Consider the following 14,580-nt stretch of genomic DNA (forward strand, 5'->3'; position numbering starts at 1 on the left):
CCGATCTGTTCCCGCTCCAGCGGGCTCAACCTCGACGCCATAACCACCCCAACGAAGAAAACGGAAGGGTGTTGCAACCACCAGTTGAGCCCGCCGAGCTAACGGAAAGTGTCCAAGATTGCGAGCGACGGGGGCTACTGAGCGGCTCAGCGCACGGGGTGGCCGCTGCGGCGCAGCGCGTCCTTGACCTCGCCCACCGTCAGCTCGCCGAAGTGAAAGACGCTGGCGGCGAGCACCGCGTCGGCGCCGGCCCCGATCGCGGGCGGGAAGTGCGCCACCTCGCCGGCCCCACCGCTGGCCACGACCGGCACGTCCACGACGGCCCGTACCGCGCCGATCAGCTCCAGGTCGAAGCCCGCCTTGGTGCCGTCGGCGTCCATCGAGTTGAGCAGGATCTCGCCCGCGCCCAGCTCGGCCACCTGCCGCGCCCAGCGCACCGCGTCGAGGCCGGTGCCGCGCCGGCCGCCGTGGGTGGTGACCTCGAACCCGCTGGGCGTGACGCCGGCCGGGGCACGGCGGACGTCCAGGGAGAGCACGAGCACCTGCCGGCCGAACCGGTCGGCGATCTCGGCGATCAGCTCCGGCCGCGCGATGGCCGCGGTGTTCACGCCGACCTTGTCCGCGCCCGCCCGCAGCAGCGTGTCGACGTCGCCGACCTGCCGGACCCCACCCCCGACGGTCAGCGGGATGAAGACCGACTCGGCGGTGCGGCGCACCACGTCGAGCATGGTGCCCCGGTCACTGGAGGAGGCGGTGACGTCGAGGAAGGTCAGCTCGTCGGCGCCGGCCCGGTCGTACGCGGCGGCCAGCTCGACCGGGTCGCCGGCGTCCCGCAGGTCGAGGAAGTTGACCCCCTTGACGACGCGCCCGGCGTCCACGTCGAGGCAGGGGATCACGCGTACCGCCACCGTCATGCCGCCACCCTATCCTCCACGCGAGGCGCGGCGGCCGGCCCGACCGGGCCGACCGCCGCGCACCACGAACCGATCACAGACGAACGAGCATCTTGCCCAGGTTCTCGCCGCGCAGCAGGCCGAGGAACGCCGCCGGGGCGTTCTCGATGCCGTCGACGACCGTCTCGTCGTAGGAGAGCGTGCCCTCGCGCAGCCAGCCCGCGACGTCGCTGACGAACGCGTTGCGCAGGTGGTTGTGATCGTTGACCAGGAAGCCGCGCAGGGTGAGCCGCTTGCCGATGACCAGGGACAGGTTGCGGGGCGCGGCCGGCGGCTCGGTGTCGTTGTACTGCGCGATCATGCCGCAGATGGCGGCCCGGCCGTGCAGGTTCATGGCCGAGATCGCCGCCTCCAGGTGGTCGCCGCCGACGTTGTCGAAGTAGACGTCGATCCCGTCCGGGGCGGCCGCCCGCAGCGAGTCGCGGACCGGCCCGTCGTGGTAGTCGAACGCGGCGTCGAAGCCCAGCGCCCGCAGCCGCTCGACCTTGGCGGCCGAGCCGGCGCTGCCGATGACCCGGCCCGCGCCCTTGAGCTTGGCGATCTGGCCGACCAGGCTGCCGACCGAGCCGGCCGCGGCGGAGACGAAGACCGTCTCGCCGGGCTTCATCGCGGCGACCTCCAGCAGACCGGCGTACGCGGTCAGCCCGGGCATCCCGAGCACGCTGAGGTACGCGCTGGCCGGCGCGAGGGCCGGGTCGACCTTACGGGCAGCGGTGGCGTCGAGCAGCGCGTACTCCCGCCAGCCCAGCCCGTGCAGCACGGTGTCGCCGACCGCGACGTCGGCCGACTCGCTGGCCACCACCTCGCCGATCGCCGCACCGTCGAGCGGGGCGTCGAGGGCGAACGGCGGCACGTACGACTTGACGTCGTTCATCCGTCCCCGCATGTACGGGTCGACGGACATGAACTGGTTGCGGACCACGATCTGGCCCGGTCCGGGCGTCGGGACGTCGGTCTCGACGAGCCGGAAGGTGTCCTCGGTGGGCCAGCCCTCGGGGCGGCGGGCCAGGTGGATCTCACGGTTGCTGGTCATCGGGTGGTCGTCCTCTCGTCCGCGGGTGGGGTCCGGAGCCGCGGGCGTCAGGCGGCCAGGGTCTCGCGGACGGTCAGGGCGACGTCGATGTTGCCGCGGGTGGCGTTGGAGTACGGGCAGACCTGGTGGGCCTGCTCGACGAGCTGCTCGGCGGCGTCGCGGGCGACGGCGGGCAGATCGACGACGAGCCGCACGGTGAGCCCGAAGCCACCGCTGCCGTTCGGGCCGATGCCGACCTCGGCGGCGACGACGGAGTCGCTCACGTCCGCCTTGGCGCGGCGGGCCACCAGGCGCAGGGCGCTGTGGAAGCAGGCCGCGTAGCCGGCGGCGAAGAGCTGCTCGGGGTTGGCGGCGCCACCCGCGCCACCCATCTCCTTCGGCACCGCCAGGTCGAGCGCGAGGGTGCCGTCGGAGGTCTCGACGTGGCCGTCCCGGCCGTCGCCGGTGGCGGTCGCGGACGCGGTGTAGAGAGCCTTCATGAGAGTCACTGCTCCTTCTGTCGGTGGATGGTGTCGGTGACCCGGGTGAGGGTGTCGCGCAGCGCGACGAGCTCGCTGATGCCCAGGCCGGTGGCCTGCGCGATCCGCAGCGGGACGTCGCACACCTGCTCCCGCAGCGCCCGACCCCGCTCGGTGAGGCCCACCTCGACCCGCCGCTCGTCGCGCGCCGACCGCCGCCGCACCACCAGGCCCGCCCCCTCCAGCCGCTTGAGCAGCGGGGAGAGCGTGCCGGAGTCCAACCGCAGCTCGGCGCCGAGCTCGGACACCGTGGGCGCGTCGTCGGGGCGTTCCCAGAGCACCAGCAGCACCAGGTACTGCGGATAGGTCAGCCCGAACTCGTCGAGGATCGGCCGGTACACGTCGGTCAGGGCGCGCGACGCGGCGTAGAGCGCGAAGCACACCTGCCGGCGCAGCACCAGATCATCGGTCACCCGTGAACCATAGCCCGCAATTAAATTGTGCACAACTTATCGGACCGGAAGGCGGCGGTGACGAGCGCCACCGGCAGCTCAGCTGTCGCCGACGTACGCCTCCAACTCCACCTCGACCAGATGCTCCGGATCGAGCAGGCCCGCCACCACCACAAGCGTCGCCACCGGCCGGACCGCCCCGAAGACCGCGTTGTGCGCCCGACCCACCTCGTCGGCGTGCAGCCGGTCGGTCACGTACATCCGGGTCCGGACCACGTCACCCGGCCGCACGCCCACCTCGGCCAGCGCCGCCAACCCGATCCGCAACGCCTGCGCGGTCTGCGCGGCGGCGTCCCCGACGTGCACCACCCGACCGTCGACAGTGGCCGTGCAGCCGGCCGTCAGGGCCAGGTCACCGGCCCGGACCACCCGGGAGTAGCCGTACTGCTGCTCCCACGGACCGCCCGAGCCCAGCCGGGTGACCGTCACGCCTCGGCCAACGTCCGCAGCGCCTCGGCCACCGTGAACGCGCCCGCGTACAGCGCCTTGCCGGCGATCACACCCTCCACGCCCAGCGGCTCCAGCGTGGCCAACGCCCGCAGGTCGTCCAGGGTGGACACCCCACCCGAGGCGATCACCGGCCGGTCGGTACGCGCACACACCTCGCGCAGCAGATCCAGGTTCGGCCCGCGCATCGTGCCGTCCTTGGTGATGTCGGTGACCACGTACCGCGTGGCACCCGCCTTGTCCAGGCGCTCCAGCACCTCATACAGGTCGCCGCCGTCGCGGGTCCAGCCGCGCGCCGACAGGGTCTGACCGCGTACGTCCAAGCCGATGGCGACCCGGTCCCCGTACTCCCCGACCACCCGGTCGCACCACTCCGGGTTCTCCAGGGCGGCGGTGCCGATGTTCACCCGGCTCGCCCCGGTGCCCAGCGCCGCGCGCAGCGACTCGTCGTCACGGATGCCACCGGACAACTCCACCTGCACGTCCAGTTGGCGCACCACCTCGGCGAGCAGGTGCGCGTTGGTGCCCCGGCCGAACGCCGCGTCCAGGTCGACCAGGTGGATCCACTCGGCGCCGTCGCGCTGCCACGCCAGCGCCGCGTCCAGCGGCTCGCCGTAGTTGCTCTCGCTGCCGGCGGCGCCCTGCACGAGCCGGACAGCCCGGCCGTCGGCGACATCCACGGCGGGTAACAGGGTGAGACTCAACGTCTTCTCCTCGATCAGGTACGACGGTCCAGAGCGATCACCACGATCGCCGGCAGTACGAGCAGCAACAGCACGATAAGCGCGACACGCAGCGCCACATCGTCGACGAACGTCCAGATCAGGATCAGCGCCGCCCCGGTGAGCAGCACGATCGCCGCGCGCTCACCCCGCGTGTGCCGAGCCAGCCGACCCGTGCGGCCCCGCCGCAACTGCGGCGTCAACCGGCGGACCACCGCGCGGCGGCGCTGCCGACGCGCCACCCGGCGCTGTCGGACCGCCCGCTCCCGAGCCAGGACCGCCTCACGTTCGGCCCGCCGACGGGCCCGCTCCCGGCTCACCGCGACGCCCGCCCGCCGGACGCCTGGCGGTGCCGGCGCTCAGTCACCGGCGGGCAGGGTGGCGAGCCAGTTGCGCAGCAACGCGGCGCCGGTGTCGGCGGACTTCTCCGGGTGGAACTGCGCCGCCGACAGCGGCCCACGCTCCACCGCCGCCACGAAGTCGGTGTCGTGGTGGGCAGTCGTCACCACCGCCCCCGCAGCCGCCAACGCCGCCGGCTCACCCATCGCGTACGAGTGCACGAAGTAGAACCGGCTCTGCGCCGGCAACCCGGCGAACAGCACCGACCCCCGGGGCGCGCGGACCGTGTTCCAGCCCATGTGCGGCAGGCGGTGCGCGGCCAACCGGGTCACCCCGCCGGGCAGCAACCCGAGGCCCTTCGTCACCACTCCGTGCTCCTCGCCGTGCTCGAACAGCACCTGCATGCCCACGCAGATGCCGAGGACCGGCCGGCCCGCGGCCACCCGCTCCGCGATCACCGGGCCGGCACCGAGCGCCTCGATACCCGCCATGCACGCCGCGTACGCGCCCACACCCGGCACCACCAGGCCGTCCGCGGCGGCCGCCGCGGCGAGATCGTCGGTCACCCGGACCGTCGCACCCGCGGCGGCCAACGCCCGCTCCGCCGAGCGCAGATTGCCCGAGCCGTAGTCGAGCACCACCACGTCGGCGGTCACGAGCCCGAGCCCGGGATCAGCCGCAGCACGCCGGCGGCCGTGGCGAGCAGCGCGAGCAGCGCCGTGATCACCACGGCGCCCCTCGGCGCGCCCTGCCGGTGCAGCGACCAGGCACCACCCACCAGCACCCCGGCCAGGATCAGCAGCAACGTCGGCAACGCGGCACCCATTAGAGAGTCCCCTTCGTGCTCGGGATCGCGCCCGCCGCCCGCGGATCGATGGCGGTGGCTTCGCGCAGCGCCCGGGACACCGCCTTGAACTGGGCCTCCACCACGTGGTGCGCGTCCGGGTGCCCGCCCGGACGCGCCGCCCGCAGCACGTCGACGTGCAGGGTGATCCGGGCCGCCTGGCCGAACGACTCCCAGATGTGCCGGGTCATGCTTGTCGGATAGACCGGCCCGATGTACGGCGCCAGCACCGGCTCGTCGTGCACCACGTACGGCCGGCCGGACAGGTCCACCGCGGCCCGCACCAGGACCTCGTCCATCGGGACGGTCGCCGACCCGTACCGCCGGATGCCGGCCTTGTCGCCCAGCGCCTCGTCGAACGCGGCGCCCAGCGCGAGCGCCGTGTCCTCCATCGTGTGGTGCGCGTCGATCTCCAGGTCACCCACCGTACGCACGGTCAGGTCGTAGCCGCCGTGGCGGGCGATCTGGTTGAGCATGTGGTCGTAGAAGCCCACGCCGGTGCTGATCTCGGCGGCGCCGGTGCCGTCGAGATCGATCTCGACGAGGACCTTGGTCTCCTTGGTGATCCGCTCCACCCGGGCGGTCCGGCTCATGACAGTGTCTCCATCGCAGAAAGGAAGGCGTCGGTCTCGGCGGGGGTGCCGGCGGTCACCCGCAGCCAGCCGGGCAGACCGACGTCGCGGACCAGCACCCCCTGCTCCAGCAGGGCGCGCCAGGCACCGCTCTGGTCGCCGCCGACCTCGAACAGCACGAAGTTCGCGTCGCTGTCGGCCACCCGCAGGCCGCGTCCGCGCAGCGTCGCGACGATCCGGTCCCGCTGGGCCATGATCGCGCTCACCGTACCCAGCAGAGCATCCCGGTGGGCGAGTGCCGCGCGGGCGGCGGCCTGGGTCAGTGCCGACAGGTGGTACGGAAGGCGGACCAGCTGCACCGCCCGCACCACCGCCGGGTCGGCGGCCAGGTAGCCCAGCCGGCCACCGGCGAAGCCGAACGCCTTGCTCATCGTGCGCGTGACCACCAGCCGCGGGTGACCGGGGAGCACCGCGAGGGCGCTTACCGTGCCCGGCCGGGCGAACTCGGCGTACGCCTCGTCGACGACCACCATGCCGGGCGCGACGTCGAGCACCGCGGCGACCACCGCCGGGGCCAGGGCCGTGCCGGTGGGGTTGTTCGGCGAGCAGAGGAAGACCACGTCGGGCCGGTGCGCGCGGACCTGGGCGACCGCCTCGTCGGCGGTCAGCCCGAAGTCGACGCCGCGTTCGGCGGGCACCCACCGGGTGCCGGTGCCGAGGGCCAGCAGCGGGTGCATCGAGTACGCCGGCACGAAACCCAGCGCGGTGCGTCCCGGCCCGCCGAACGCCTGCAACAGCTGCTGCTGGATCTCGTTGGAGCCGTTGGCCGCCCAGACGTGCTCGACGGTCAGGCCGTGCCCCAGATAGTCGGCCAGGTCGGTGCGCAGCGCCACCGCGTCCCGGTCCGGATAGCGGTTCAGGTCGCGCAGCTCGGCCGCGAGGGCCTTGCCGATCGCGTCGACGACCGGCTCCGGCACCGGGTAGGAGTTCTCGTTGGTGTTGAGCCGCACCGCCACGTCGAGCTGCGGCGCCCCGTACGGCGACAGCCCGCGCAGGTCGTCGCGGATCGGCAGGTCGTCGAGCGAGGTCACGCCAGCCCTCCCGGGAAGCGGGCCTGCACGGCCTGGCCGTGCGCCGGCAGGTCCTCCACGTTCGCCAGGGTGACCACGTGGGGGGCCACCTCGCGCAGCGCGGCCTCCGTGTACTCGATGAGGTGCACACCGCGCAGGAACGACTGCACGGACAGCCCGGACGAGTGCCGGGCGCAGCCGCCGGTGGGCAGCACGTGGTTGGAGCCGGCGCAGTAGTCACCGAGCGACACCGGCGACCAGGCGCCCACGAAGATCGCCCCGGCGTTGCGCACCCGCAGCGCCCACTCCCGCGCGTCGACCGTCTGGATCTCCAGGTGCTCGGCCGCGTACGCGTCGACCACCCGCAGCCCCGCCTCGAGGTCGTCGACCAGGACCACGCCGCTCTGCTCGCCGGTCAACGCCGTGGTCACCCGCTCGGCGTGCTTGGTGGCCGGCACCTGCCGGGCCAGCTCCCGCTCGACCGCCTCGACGAGCGCCACCGACGGGGTGACCAGCACGCTCGCCGCGAGCGGGTCGTGCTCGGCCTGACTGATCAGGTCGGCGGCGACGTGCGCCGGGTCGGCGCTGTCGTCGGCCAGGATCGCGATCTCGGTCGGGCCGGCCTCGGCGTCGATGCCGACCACGCCCCGCAGCAGCCGCTTGGCGGCGGTCACCCAGATGTTGCCCGGCCCGGTGACCAGGTCGACGGGATCGCACCGCAGCGCGCCCGTCGGGTCCACCGCGGCGCCGTACGCCAGCATCGCCACCGCCTGGGCGCCGCCCACGGCGTACACCTCGTCGACGCCGAGCAGCGCGCAGGCGGCGAGCACCCGGGGATCGGGCAGGCCGCCGTTGTCCTTCTGCGGCGGGCTGACCACCACCAGCGAGCGCACCCCGGCCGCCTGGGCCGGCACCACGTTCATCACCACCGTCGACGGGTACATCGCCAGGCCGCCGGGGACGTAGAGGCCCACCCGGTCGACGGGCAGCCACCGCTCGGTGACCGTGCCGCCGGGCACGACCCGGGTCGTGTGGTCGGTGCGCCGTTGGTCGTCGTGCACCCGGCGGGCGCGGGCGATCGACTCCAGCAGCGCGGCGCGCACGGCCGGGTCGAGCACCCCCTCGGCCTCGGCGATGGCCTCCACCGGCACCCGCAGCACCTCCGGCGAGATGCCGTCGAACCGCTCGCTGGCCTCCCGGATCGCCGGGTACCCATGCTCCCGGACCGCCTCGACGAGCGGCTTGATCCGCTCGACGGCCACCGACACGTCGAGCTGGGCACGGGGCAGCAGGCGGCGCGGGTCACCGAGACCGTCGCGCAGGTCGATCCGATTCAGCACCCTTGCGAGTCTAGGCGGCCCGCCCGGAGCCCACCCCAGCCGCCCGCTCGGCGGGACGGTGAGCCGGGCCACGCCGCCGCGGGCGAGATTGGTTAGGCTCGACCACGTGACCGCACGGCTGCCGGTGTTCCCGCTCGCAACGGTGCTCTTTCCCGGGTTGGTGCTGCCGCTGCACATCTTCGAGGAGCGCTACCGGGCTCTGGTCCGGCACCTGGTCGACCTGCCCGAGGGCGCGTCCCGCGAGTTCGGGGTGGTGGCCATCCAGTCCGGCTGGGAGGTCGCGCCCGCCGGGCCCGGCGCCCGCTCGACGCCAGGCGTCGGCGACGTCACCCTGCACGAGGTGGGCTGCACCGCCGAGCTGCGCCAGGTCACCGAGCTGGCCGACGGTGGCTTCGACATCGTCACGGTCGGCCGGCGGCGGTTCCGCATCGCCGAAGTCGACGAGAGCACCGAGCCCTACCTGACCGCCGAGGTCGAGTGGCTGCCCGAGGCGGCCGGGTCCGACGAGGTGGCCGACCTGCTGGCCGCCCGGGTGATCGCGGTGTTCCGGCAGTACCTCGGGCTGATCCGGTCCGACCCGGAGGAGATCTCCGAGCAGCTTCCGGAGGATCCGACGGTGCTCTCGCACCTGGTGGCGGCCACCGCCGCGCTGACCGTGGACGACAGGCAGCGGCTGCTGGCGATCGACGACACCGCCGCCCGGCTCCGCGCCGAGCTGCGGCTGCTCAACCGCGAGGCGGCTCTGCTGCGCCAGGTGCGGGCGGTTCCGGTGCCGCTGTCGGAGCTGGCGTCCCCGCCGACACCCAACTGAACGCCGCCGGGTCCGGCTCGGGCCGCAGGCCCGGCCACCGCGACCAGCCAGCCAGCAGGGTGTACGTGACCGCGGCGCCGAACGCCGGCAGCAGCAGGTTTCCGTGCGGCACCGGCACCACGCCGAGCAGCCAGTCGATTCCGCCGGCGCGCAGGTCGGCGGGTTTGGTGAACGCCTGTCCGGCCGGGGCGCTGTCCAGCAGCCGATCGAAGGTCGCCAGCCCGACCCGGCGCCCCACCTGCCAGGCCACCGGCGCGGCGGCGAGCGTGCCGAGCACCGCGCCGAGCAGACCGACCGGGCCGCGTCGGCGACGCAGCAGGAACCACAGGGCCAGCGCCGCGAGCACGCCGAAGGCCAGCCCGAGCAGGCTGAACCAGCCGTCCGCGGCGATCGGCTGCTCCGGCTGGGGATCGGCGTAGATCGCGCCCTCGGCGGTCTTGAGCACCGGGGTGTCCGGCGCGAGGACGGCCCAGAGCAGACCGAGCGGCCCGCCCAGCACGGCCAGGGCGACCACGACCCCGAGCACCGTCGTCACGGTCCGCAGCGGCCGGCGCGGCTCGTCGGGAGTCAGCTCCGCCTCGCCGGGGTAGGCCGTCGGGACCGGACCCTCGCCGGGGTACGCCGTCGGGACCGGACCCTCGCCGGGGTACGCCGTCGGGACCGGACCCTCGCCGGGGTACGCCGTCGAGGCGGCATCCTCGCCGGAGCCGTACCCGGACGGCGGCGCTGCGGGTGGCGGCACTGCCGACTCGCTCTCGGCGGGCGCCGCACCCGAGGGTCGAGGTGTGGCGGGCCGGTCGGCGTCGTCGGCGTGCCGCTCAGGGTCGGGGTTGTCCGGGCTCACCCGATGATCCTCTCAGGCCCCGTGACGGGCCGGGGCGCCGGTGGCGGCGAACCAGCTCACCGGGCGAACGGCTCCGCCATCGCCGCGGCGGCGCGCAGCCACGCCTGCCGGGTCTCCGGCTGGAGCTGGTGGTACTCGATCGACGAGCCGGTCTCCAACGCCGGGTCGTACGGCACCACCGCCACCGCACGGGTACGCGTGGCGAAGTGCCGCTCCAGGTCGTCCTGCAGGGGCGAGCGGCCGGGAGTGGGGCAGGAGATGAGGGTGACCGCGTTGTCGGCCAGCTCGCCCATGCCCTCCTGGTGCAGCAGGTCGAGCATCCAGTCGGCGCTGAACGCCGCGTCCTCGCGGGGCACGGTGGTCACCACCAACTGGTCGGCGGCCTGCATCACGGTGCGCCAGTTGGCGCTCTCCACGTTGTTGCCGGTGTCCACGCAGACCACGTCGTGCGTACGCCGCAGCAGTTCCAGCACCCGCTTGACGGTGAACTGGTCGAGCCGCTGGGCGAAGCGGGGGCTCTCCTCGCCGGCCAGCACGTCGTACGAGCCGTCGGAGGCGTGCCGCAGGTAGTCGTCCAGCCGCTCCAGCAGGGTCTCGCCCTCCAGGATCTCGATCTGGGCCAGGTCACCGATGAGGTGCCGGATGGTGCGCGCGTGCCGGGCGCTGCCGGCACGCAGCCCCAGGGTGCCGCGCAGCTCGTTGTCGTCCCAGGCCAGCACACCCCGCCCGCGGACGCTGCCGACGGTGGCGGCGGCGAGCACCGTGGCGGTGGTCTTGTGCACCCCGCCCTTGGGGTTGGCGAACGCGAACACGCGAGGCGTGCCCAGATCACGGCGGAGCACGCCCGTGGCGCGTTCCAGCCCCTGGTCGACGCCCTGTGGCCGCCACTCGATCCGGGCGGGGTAGCCGCGCTCGGCGAGGGCCGAGCCCGGTGCCGTGGTGACCGGCGGGGTGGGCGACGGCGAGGCGGGCGGCGGCGCGACAGGTGGCGGCGTGACAGGTGGCGGCGCGACCGCCGGGATCGGCGGGGTCACCGGCGGCGCCTGCGTCGGGTAGCCGGTCTCCGGCTGGTAACCGGTCTCCAGCAGCGCGTACCGGGACTCCCCCGCCGGGTTGCCCTGCCGGTAGCCGTTGTCCAGGAGGGCGTAGCGCGACTCCGGCTCGGCCCGGCGCGACGGCGGCTCGGGCTCGGCCTGGTAACCCGGGTCGGCGCGGTACGTCGGCTCGGCCCGGTAACCCGGGTCGGCGCCGTAGGTCGGCTCGGCCCGGTAACCCGGCTCCGACCGGTACGTCGGCTCCGCGCGATGGTCCGGCTCCGCGCGATAGTCCGGCTCGGCCCGGTACGAGGGCTCCGCCCGGTAGTCCGGCTCGCCCCGGTACGCCGGCTCGGCCCGGTAGTCCGGCTCCGGCCGGTACGTCGGCTCCGACCGGTAAGCCGGCTCGGCCCGGTACGTCGGCTCCGACCGGTACGCCGGCTCGGCCCGATAGTCCGGCTCCGACCGGTACGCCGGCTCCGCCCGATAGTCCGGCTCGGCCCGGTACCCCGGTTCGGCCTGATAGTCCGGCTCGGCCCGGTACCCCGGCTCGGCACGGTAGGCGGGATCGACCCGGTAGGTCGCCTCGGCCCGGTAACCGGGCTCCTGGCCGTACGACAGATCGGCCGGATGCCCGATGGCCGACGCCCGCCCCGCGTAGCCGTTGGGGGCCGCGCGCCGCGGCAGTGGATCCGGCGGCGCCTCGTCGGCCCGGCGCTCGGGCTCGGTCTGCTCAGCGGCCCGGCCGCCCAGCCGGGCGCGGTCCAGCAATGCCCGCCACCTCGGCGCTGGTTCGGCCGGCCGGCCCCAGCCGGTCTCACTGCCCTCCACGGCCCGCCCTCCCAGCACCATCGATCTCTGTCTGACAGGCTACGAACCAAACCCTATTCGGACCACACCTGAGCACGCACACCACCCGGCGCAGATCACGACGGGGAGGGTGGCAGCAACCCGGCGCCTGTCGCGTCCGGGGAGGTGGTGACACTCGGCGGGGCCGCCTCGGTGGGCTCGGCCGAGCGCGACTCGGGTGACGGAATCGTTACGAGCGGTGCGGGTTCCGACGATTCGCCCATCGGCACCGGCGGCCTGGGCGTGCTCGGCGTCGACCAACCGCTCGCCGGCGGCGTGGGCTGCGGACCCGGCCCGGTGTCGGCCGGCGGGCGGACCACGTCACGCTGCTCGGGCAGCGGCGGGTTGAAGACCGTACGGTCGAGGCGGTACACCTCGGGCGCCGGGTCGACGGCCCGCACGTCCGGGCGGGAGGCGACGCCCCGCAGCACCGCCGGCGCCGCGCGCACCACCGCCGCGTAGACGCAGGCGCAGCCGGCGCGGTACGCCGCCGCCTCGGCGCTCGCCACCTCGGCGTCGGTGGCGTACCGCTCCCGCAGCTCGCGGTCGGCGGCGCCGGCGCCGCGCACCCCGGCGGCCCTGGTCCGGTAGTCGGCGGCCTCGCCGTCCTTGCGGGCGGCCACCCACGCCATGCCGGCGACCACGTCGTCCGGCACCCGCAGGGCGGGTATCCGGACGATCTCGGTCTGCCGGCCGGGCAGCGGCACCCGTCCGAAGACCGTCGAGACCGACACGTCGCCGAGCACCGCGGGCAGCCGCTGCGGCGGCAGGTAGGCGTCGAGCACGACCAGGGCGTACGTCCCGTCCCCGGTGGCCGGGGCGGTCGCGCTCAGCGCGGCCAGGTCGGCCGCTGCCGAGCGCAGGTAACCGGGGACGGAGTCGCCGTCGGCCACCCCGACGCGGGTCACCTCGCCCACCGTCCGGTCGCCCACCGGAGCGTCGTCGGTGGCCCAGACGGCGGTGCCCAGCACCGCCGCCGTGGAGAGCACGGCGGCCCAGGTGAGCACCCCGGAGCGCCCCGACCGGTCACCGAGACGGGCCACCGCCCGGGTCAGCGGCGGCAGCAGCCGTTGGTCCAGCTGCCGCAGCAGGTCGCCGGCGCGCACGGGCGGGATCCCCTCGTCGAATCGATGTCGGGTGGTCGCCGCTCAGTCACGCAGGATCTCAAGCGCACGTTCCAGATCGTCAGGGTAGTCGCTGACGAAGCGGACCTCGTCCCCCGAACGGGGGTGCAAGAAGCTCAGTTCGCGGGCGTGCAGCCACTGTCGGGCCAGGCCGAGCCGGGCCGAGAGGGTGGGATCGGCACCGTACGTGAGGTCACCCACGCAGGGGTGCCGCAGCGTGGAGAAGTGCACCCGGATCTGGTGCGTCCGGCCCGTCTCCAGCCGGACGTCGACCAGGCTGGCCGCCGGGAAGGCCTCCAGCGTGTCGTAGTGGGTGATGCTCGGCTTGCCGCCGGACACCACCGCCCACCGGTAGTCGTGGGTGGGGTGCCTGTCGATCGGCGCGTCCACGGTGCCCCGCAGCGGGTCCAGATGCCCCTGCACCACCGCGTGGTAGCCCTTGTCCACCTCGCGGTACTTGAAGGCCCGCTTCAACGCCGTGTACGCCTGCTCGCTCTTGGCCACCACCATGATCCCCGTGGTGCCCACGTCGAGGCGGTGCACCACACCCTGGCGCTCGGCGGCGCCGCTCGTGGAGATGCGGTGCCCGATCGCGGCGAGGGCGCCGATCACGGTCGGGCCGGTCCACCCCGGGCTGGGATGCGCGGCCACGCCCACGGGCTTGTCCACCACCACGATGTCGTCGTCGGCGTACACGACGCGCAGGCCGGGCACCGCCTGCGGCACCACGGTCGGCGGGGCGACCGGGGCGGGCAGCGTGACGTCCAGCCAGGAGCCGGCCTTGACCTTGTGGGAGTTGGGCCGGGCAGCGCCGTCGACGAGGGCGTCGCCCGCGTCGACCAGGGCGGCGGCGGCGGTACGGGAGAGGCCGAACAACCGGGACACCGCCTGGTCCAGGCGCATGCCGTCGAGGCCGTCGGGCACGGGCAGCGAACGGTGGTCGCCGCCGGCGGCGAACGCGGAGGTCATGCCCGCTCCCTCTGCTCGGCGTCGGCGGTGGCCTTCGCGTCGGCGGGGGCGCCGTCACGGCCGGCCCGCCGCCCGTCGCGCTGACGACCGGTCAGCTCCAGCAGCACGGCCAGCAGCACACCGCAGACCAGCGAGCTGTCGGCCAGGTTGAACACCGGGAAGTACTCGCCGTACGGCCCGAAGACGCTGATCATGTCGACCACGTGGCCGTGGAACGGGGCGGGCGCCCGGAAGATCCGGTCCATGAGGTTGCCCAGCGCGCCGCCGAGCACCAGGCCGAGGGAGATCGCCCACGGCAGGGACCGCAGCCGCAGCGCCATCCAGACGATCCAGCCGACCACACCGATGGTGATCAGGGGGAACACCCAGGTGTAGTTCGACCCGATGCTCCAGGCGGCGCCGCTGTTGCGGGTCAGGCTCAGGTAGACCAGCCCGCCCAGCACCCGGACCGGCTCCCGGTCGGTGAGCGCGGCGAGCGCGAGGTGCTTGGTCACCAGGTCGGCCACCAGGGCCACCAGGGCCACCCCGGCGAGGATCGCGACGGCCCGGGGGCGGGGCTTGCCGCCGCCCGGGTCGGTACGGCCGGGTTCGGCGGGCGGTGCTGCGGTCATGCGCTCCCCATCGAGGTGTCTCGGCGGTGATCGCTCACCGTCTCATCG

The 14,580-nt window shown here is 74.3% G+C and carries 18 protein-coding genes; 1 reads left to right on the forward strand and 17 read right to left on the reverse strand.

The window, feature by feature from the left end; all coding sequences use genetic code 11:
* Nucleotides 1-146: 146 nt before the first annotated feature.
* The 12 genes from hisF to hisD form a co-directional block, all read right to left on the reverse strand.
* Nucleotides 147-914, reverse strand: a complete 768-nt coding sequence (gene hisF / locus AB0K10_RS13060) for an imidazole glycerol phosphate synthase subunit HisF (protein ID WP_355134849.1) — start codon at nucleotides 912-914, stop codon at nucleotides 147-149.
* Nucleotides 915-987: 73 nt separating this feature from the next.
* Complete coding sequence (locus AB0K10_RS13065) at nucleotides 988-1,986, reverse strand: NADP-dependent oxidoreductase (protein ID WP_363682954.1); 999 nt, start codon at nucleotides 1,984-1,986, stop codon at nucleotides 988-990.
* Nucleotides 1,987-2,033: 47 nt separating this feature from the next.
* Nucleotides 2,034-2,465, reverse strand: coding sequence for an organic hydroperoxide resistance protein (locus AB0K10_RS13070; protein WP_363682956.1), 432 nt, complete (start codon nucleotides 2,463-2,465; stop codon nucleotides 2,034-2,036).
* Between the two features lie 5 nt (nucleotides 2,466-2,470).
* Nucleotides 2,471-2,917 (reverse strand): MarR family transcriptional regulator, encoded by a 447-nt coding sequence (locus AB0K10_RS13075; protein ID WP_266244457.1) that lies wholly within the window; start codon nucleotides 2,915-2,917, stop codon nucleotides 2,471-2,473.
* 78 nt (nucleotides 2,918-2,995) lie between these two features.
* Nucleotides 2,996-3,385, reverse strand: coding sequence for a RidA family protein (locus AB0K10_RS13080; RefSeq protein WP_363682958.1), 390 nt, complete (start codon nucleotides 3,383-3,385; stop codon nucleotides 2,996-2,998).
* Nucleotides 3,382-4,107 carry a bifunctional 1-(5-phosphoribosyl)-5-((5-phosphoribosylamino)methylideneamino)imidazole-4-carboxamide isomerase/phosphoribosylanthranilate isomerase PriA gene (gene priA, locus AB0K10_RS13085; protein WP_363682960.1) on the reverse strand — a complete coding sequence of 242 codons (726 nt, stop codon included), beginning with the start codon at nucleotides 4,105-4,107 and terminating at the stop codon, nucleotides 3,382-3,384. Before priA ends, AB0K10_RS13080 begins: the two co-directional genes overlap by 4 nt.
* A gap of 14 nt (nucleotides 4,108-4,121) precedes the next feature.
* Complete coding sequence (locus tag AB0K10_RS13090) at nucleotides 4,122-4,445, reverse strand: hypothetical protein (RefSeq protein WP_363682962.1); 324 nt, start codon at nucleotides 4,443-4,445, stop codon at nucleotides 4,122-4,124.
* 39 nt (nucleotides 4,446-4,484) lie between these two features.
* On the reverse strand, nucleotides 4,485-5,120 hold the full coding sequence (gene hisH, locus AB0K10_RS13095) for an imidazole glycerol phosphate synthase subunit HisH (protein ID WP_266244461.1): 636 nt from the start codon (nucleotides 5,118-5,120) through the stop codon (nucleotides 4,485-4,487).
* Nucleotides 5,117-5,290: a hypothetical protein gene (locus AB0K10_RS13100; RefSeq protein WP_363682964.1), complete on the reverse strand. Its 174-nt coding sequence runs from the start codon at nucleotides 5,288-5,290 to the stop codon at nucleotides 5,117-5,119. Before AB0K10_RS13100 ends, hisH begins: the two co-directional genes overlap by 4 nt.
* Nucleotides 5,290-5,901 (reverse strand): imidazoleglycerol-phosphate dehydratase HisB, encoded by a 612-nt coding sequence (gene hisB, locus AB0K10_RS13105; RefSeq protein ID WP_363682966.1) that lies wholly within the window; start codon nucleotides 5,899-5,901, stop codon nucleotides 5,290-5,292. The genes AB0K10_RS13100 and hisB overlap by 1 nt, the downstream gene beginning before the upstream one ends.
* Nucleotides 5,898-6,971: a histidinol-phosphate transaminase gene (locus AB0K10_RS13110; RefSeq protein ID WP_363682968.1), complete on the reverse strand. Its 1,074-nt coding sequence runs from the start codon at nucleotides 6,969-6,971 to the stop codon at nucleotides 5,898-5,900. The genes hisB and AB0K10_RS13110 overlap by 4 nt, the downstream gene beginning before the upstream one ends.
* A complete protein-coding gene (gene hisD, locus AB0K10_RS13115; RefSeq protein ID WP_363682970.1) occupies nucleotides 6,968-8,290 on the reverse strand; it encodes a histidinol dehydrogenase in 1,323 nt (440 codons plus the stop codon). Before hisD ends, AB0K10_RS13110 begins: the two co-directional genes overlap by 4 nt.
* A 106-nt stretch (nucleotides 8,291-8,396) precedes the next feature.
* Between hisD and AB0K10_RS13120 the strand changes: the two genes are divergently transcribed.
* Nucleotides 8,397-9,101, forward strand: a complete 705-nt coding sequence (locus AB0K10_RS13120; protein ID WP_363682972.1) for an LON peptidase substrate-binding domain-containing protein — start codon at nucleotides 8,397-8,399, stop codon at nucleotides 9,099-9,101.
* Here AB0K10_RS13120 and AB0K10_RS13125 read toward each other — a convergent pair.
* From AB0K10_RS13125 to lspA, 5 genes are all read right to left on the reverse strand, one after another.
* Complete coding sequence (locus tag AB0K10_RS13125; protein ID WP_363682974.1) at nucleotides 9,016-9,945, reverse strand: DUF2567 domain-containing protein; 930 nt, start codon at nucleotides 9,943-9,945, stop codon at nucleotides 9,016-9,018. The genes AB0K10_RS13120 and AB0K10_RS13125 overlap by 86 nt on opposite strands.
* Nucleotides 9,946-10,001: 56 nt before the next feature.
* The gene (locus tag AB0K10_RS13130; RefSeq protein WP_363682976.1) at nucleotides 10,002-11,810 is read right to left on the reverse strand and encodes an AAA family ATPase; all 1,809 of its coding nucleotides are present in this window, start codon (nucleotides 11,808-11,810) and stop codon (nucleotides 10,002-10,004) included.
* A gap of 95 nt (nucleotides 11,811-11,905) precedes the next feature.
* Entirely contained in the window at nucleotides 11,906-12,934 is a 1,029-nt protein-coding gene (locus tag AB0K10_RS13135) for a hypothetical protein (protein ID WP_363682978.1), read from the reverse strand.
* A gap of 42 nt (nucleotides 12,935-12,976) precedes the next feature.
* The gene (locus AB0K10_RS13140; RefSeq protein WP_355049478.1) at nucleotides 12,977-13,921 is read right to left on the reverse strand and encodes an RluA family pseudouridine synthase; all 945 of its coding nucleotides are present in this window, start codon (nucleotides 13,919-13,921) and stop codon (nucleotides 12,977-12,979) included.
* On the reverse strand, nucleotides 13,918-14,532 hold the full coding sequence (gene lspA / locus AB0K10_RS13145) for a signal peptidase II (RefSeq protein ID WP_363682980.1): 615 nt from the start codon (nucleotides 14,530-14,532) through the stop codon (nucleotides 13,918-13,920). Before lspA ends, AB0K10_RS13140 begins: the two co-directional genes overlap by 4 nt.
* Nucleotides 14,533-14,580: the final 48 nt, after the last annotated feature.

It is taken from the genome of Micromonospora sp. NPDC049274, from assembly GCF_040678875.1.
Lineage (GTDB): Bacteria > Actinomycetota > Actinomycetes > Mycobacteriales > Micromonosporaceae > Micromonospora.

Bases quoted from the DNA above. Each gene is read 5' to 3' on its own strand.
- hisF (WP_355134849.1), bottom strand. From the start codon at position 914: ATGACGGTGGCGGTACGCGTGATCCCCTGCCTCGACGTGGACGCCGGG.
- AB0K10_RS13065 (WP_363682954.1), bottom strand. From the start codon at position 1,986: ATGACCAGCAACCGTGAGATCCACCTGGCCCGCCGCCCCGAGGGCTGG.
- AB0K10_RS13070 (WP_363682956.1), bottom strand. From the start codon at position 2,465: ATGAAGGCTCTCTACACCGCGTCCGCGACCGCCACCGGCGACGGCCGG.
- AB0K10_RS13100 (WP_363682964.1), bottom strand. From the start codon at position 5,290: ATGGGTGCCGCGTTGCCGACGTTGCTGCTGATCCTGGCCGGGGTGCTG.
- hisB (WP_363682966.1), bottom strand. From the start codon at position 5,901: ATGAGCCGGACCGCCCGGGTGGAGCGGATCACCAAGGAGACCAAGGTC.
- AB0K10_RS13140 (WP_355049478.1), bottom strand. From the start codon at position 13,921: ATGACCTCCGCGTTCGCCGCCGGCGGCGACCACCGTTCGCTGCCCGTG.
- lspA (WP_363682980.1), bottom strand. From the start codon at position 14,532: ATGACCGCAGCACCGCCCGCCGAACCCGGCCGTACCGACCCGGGCGGC.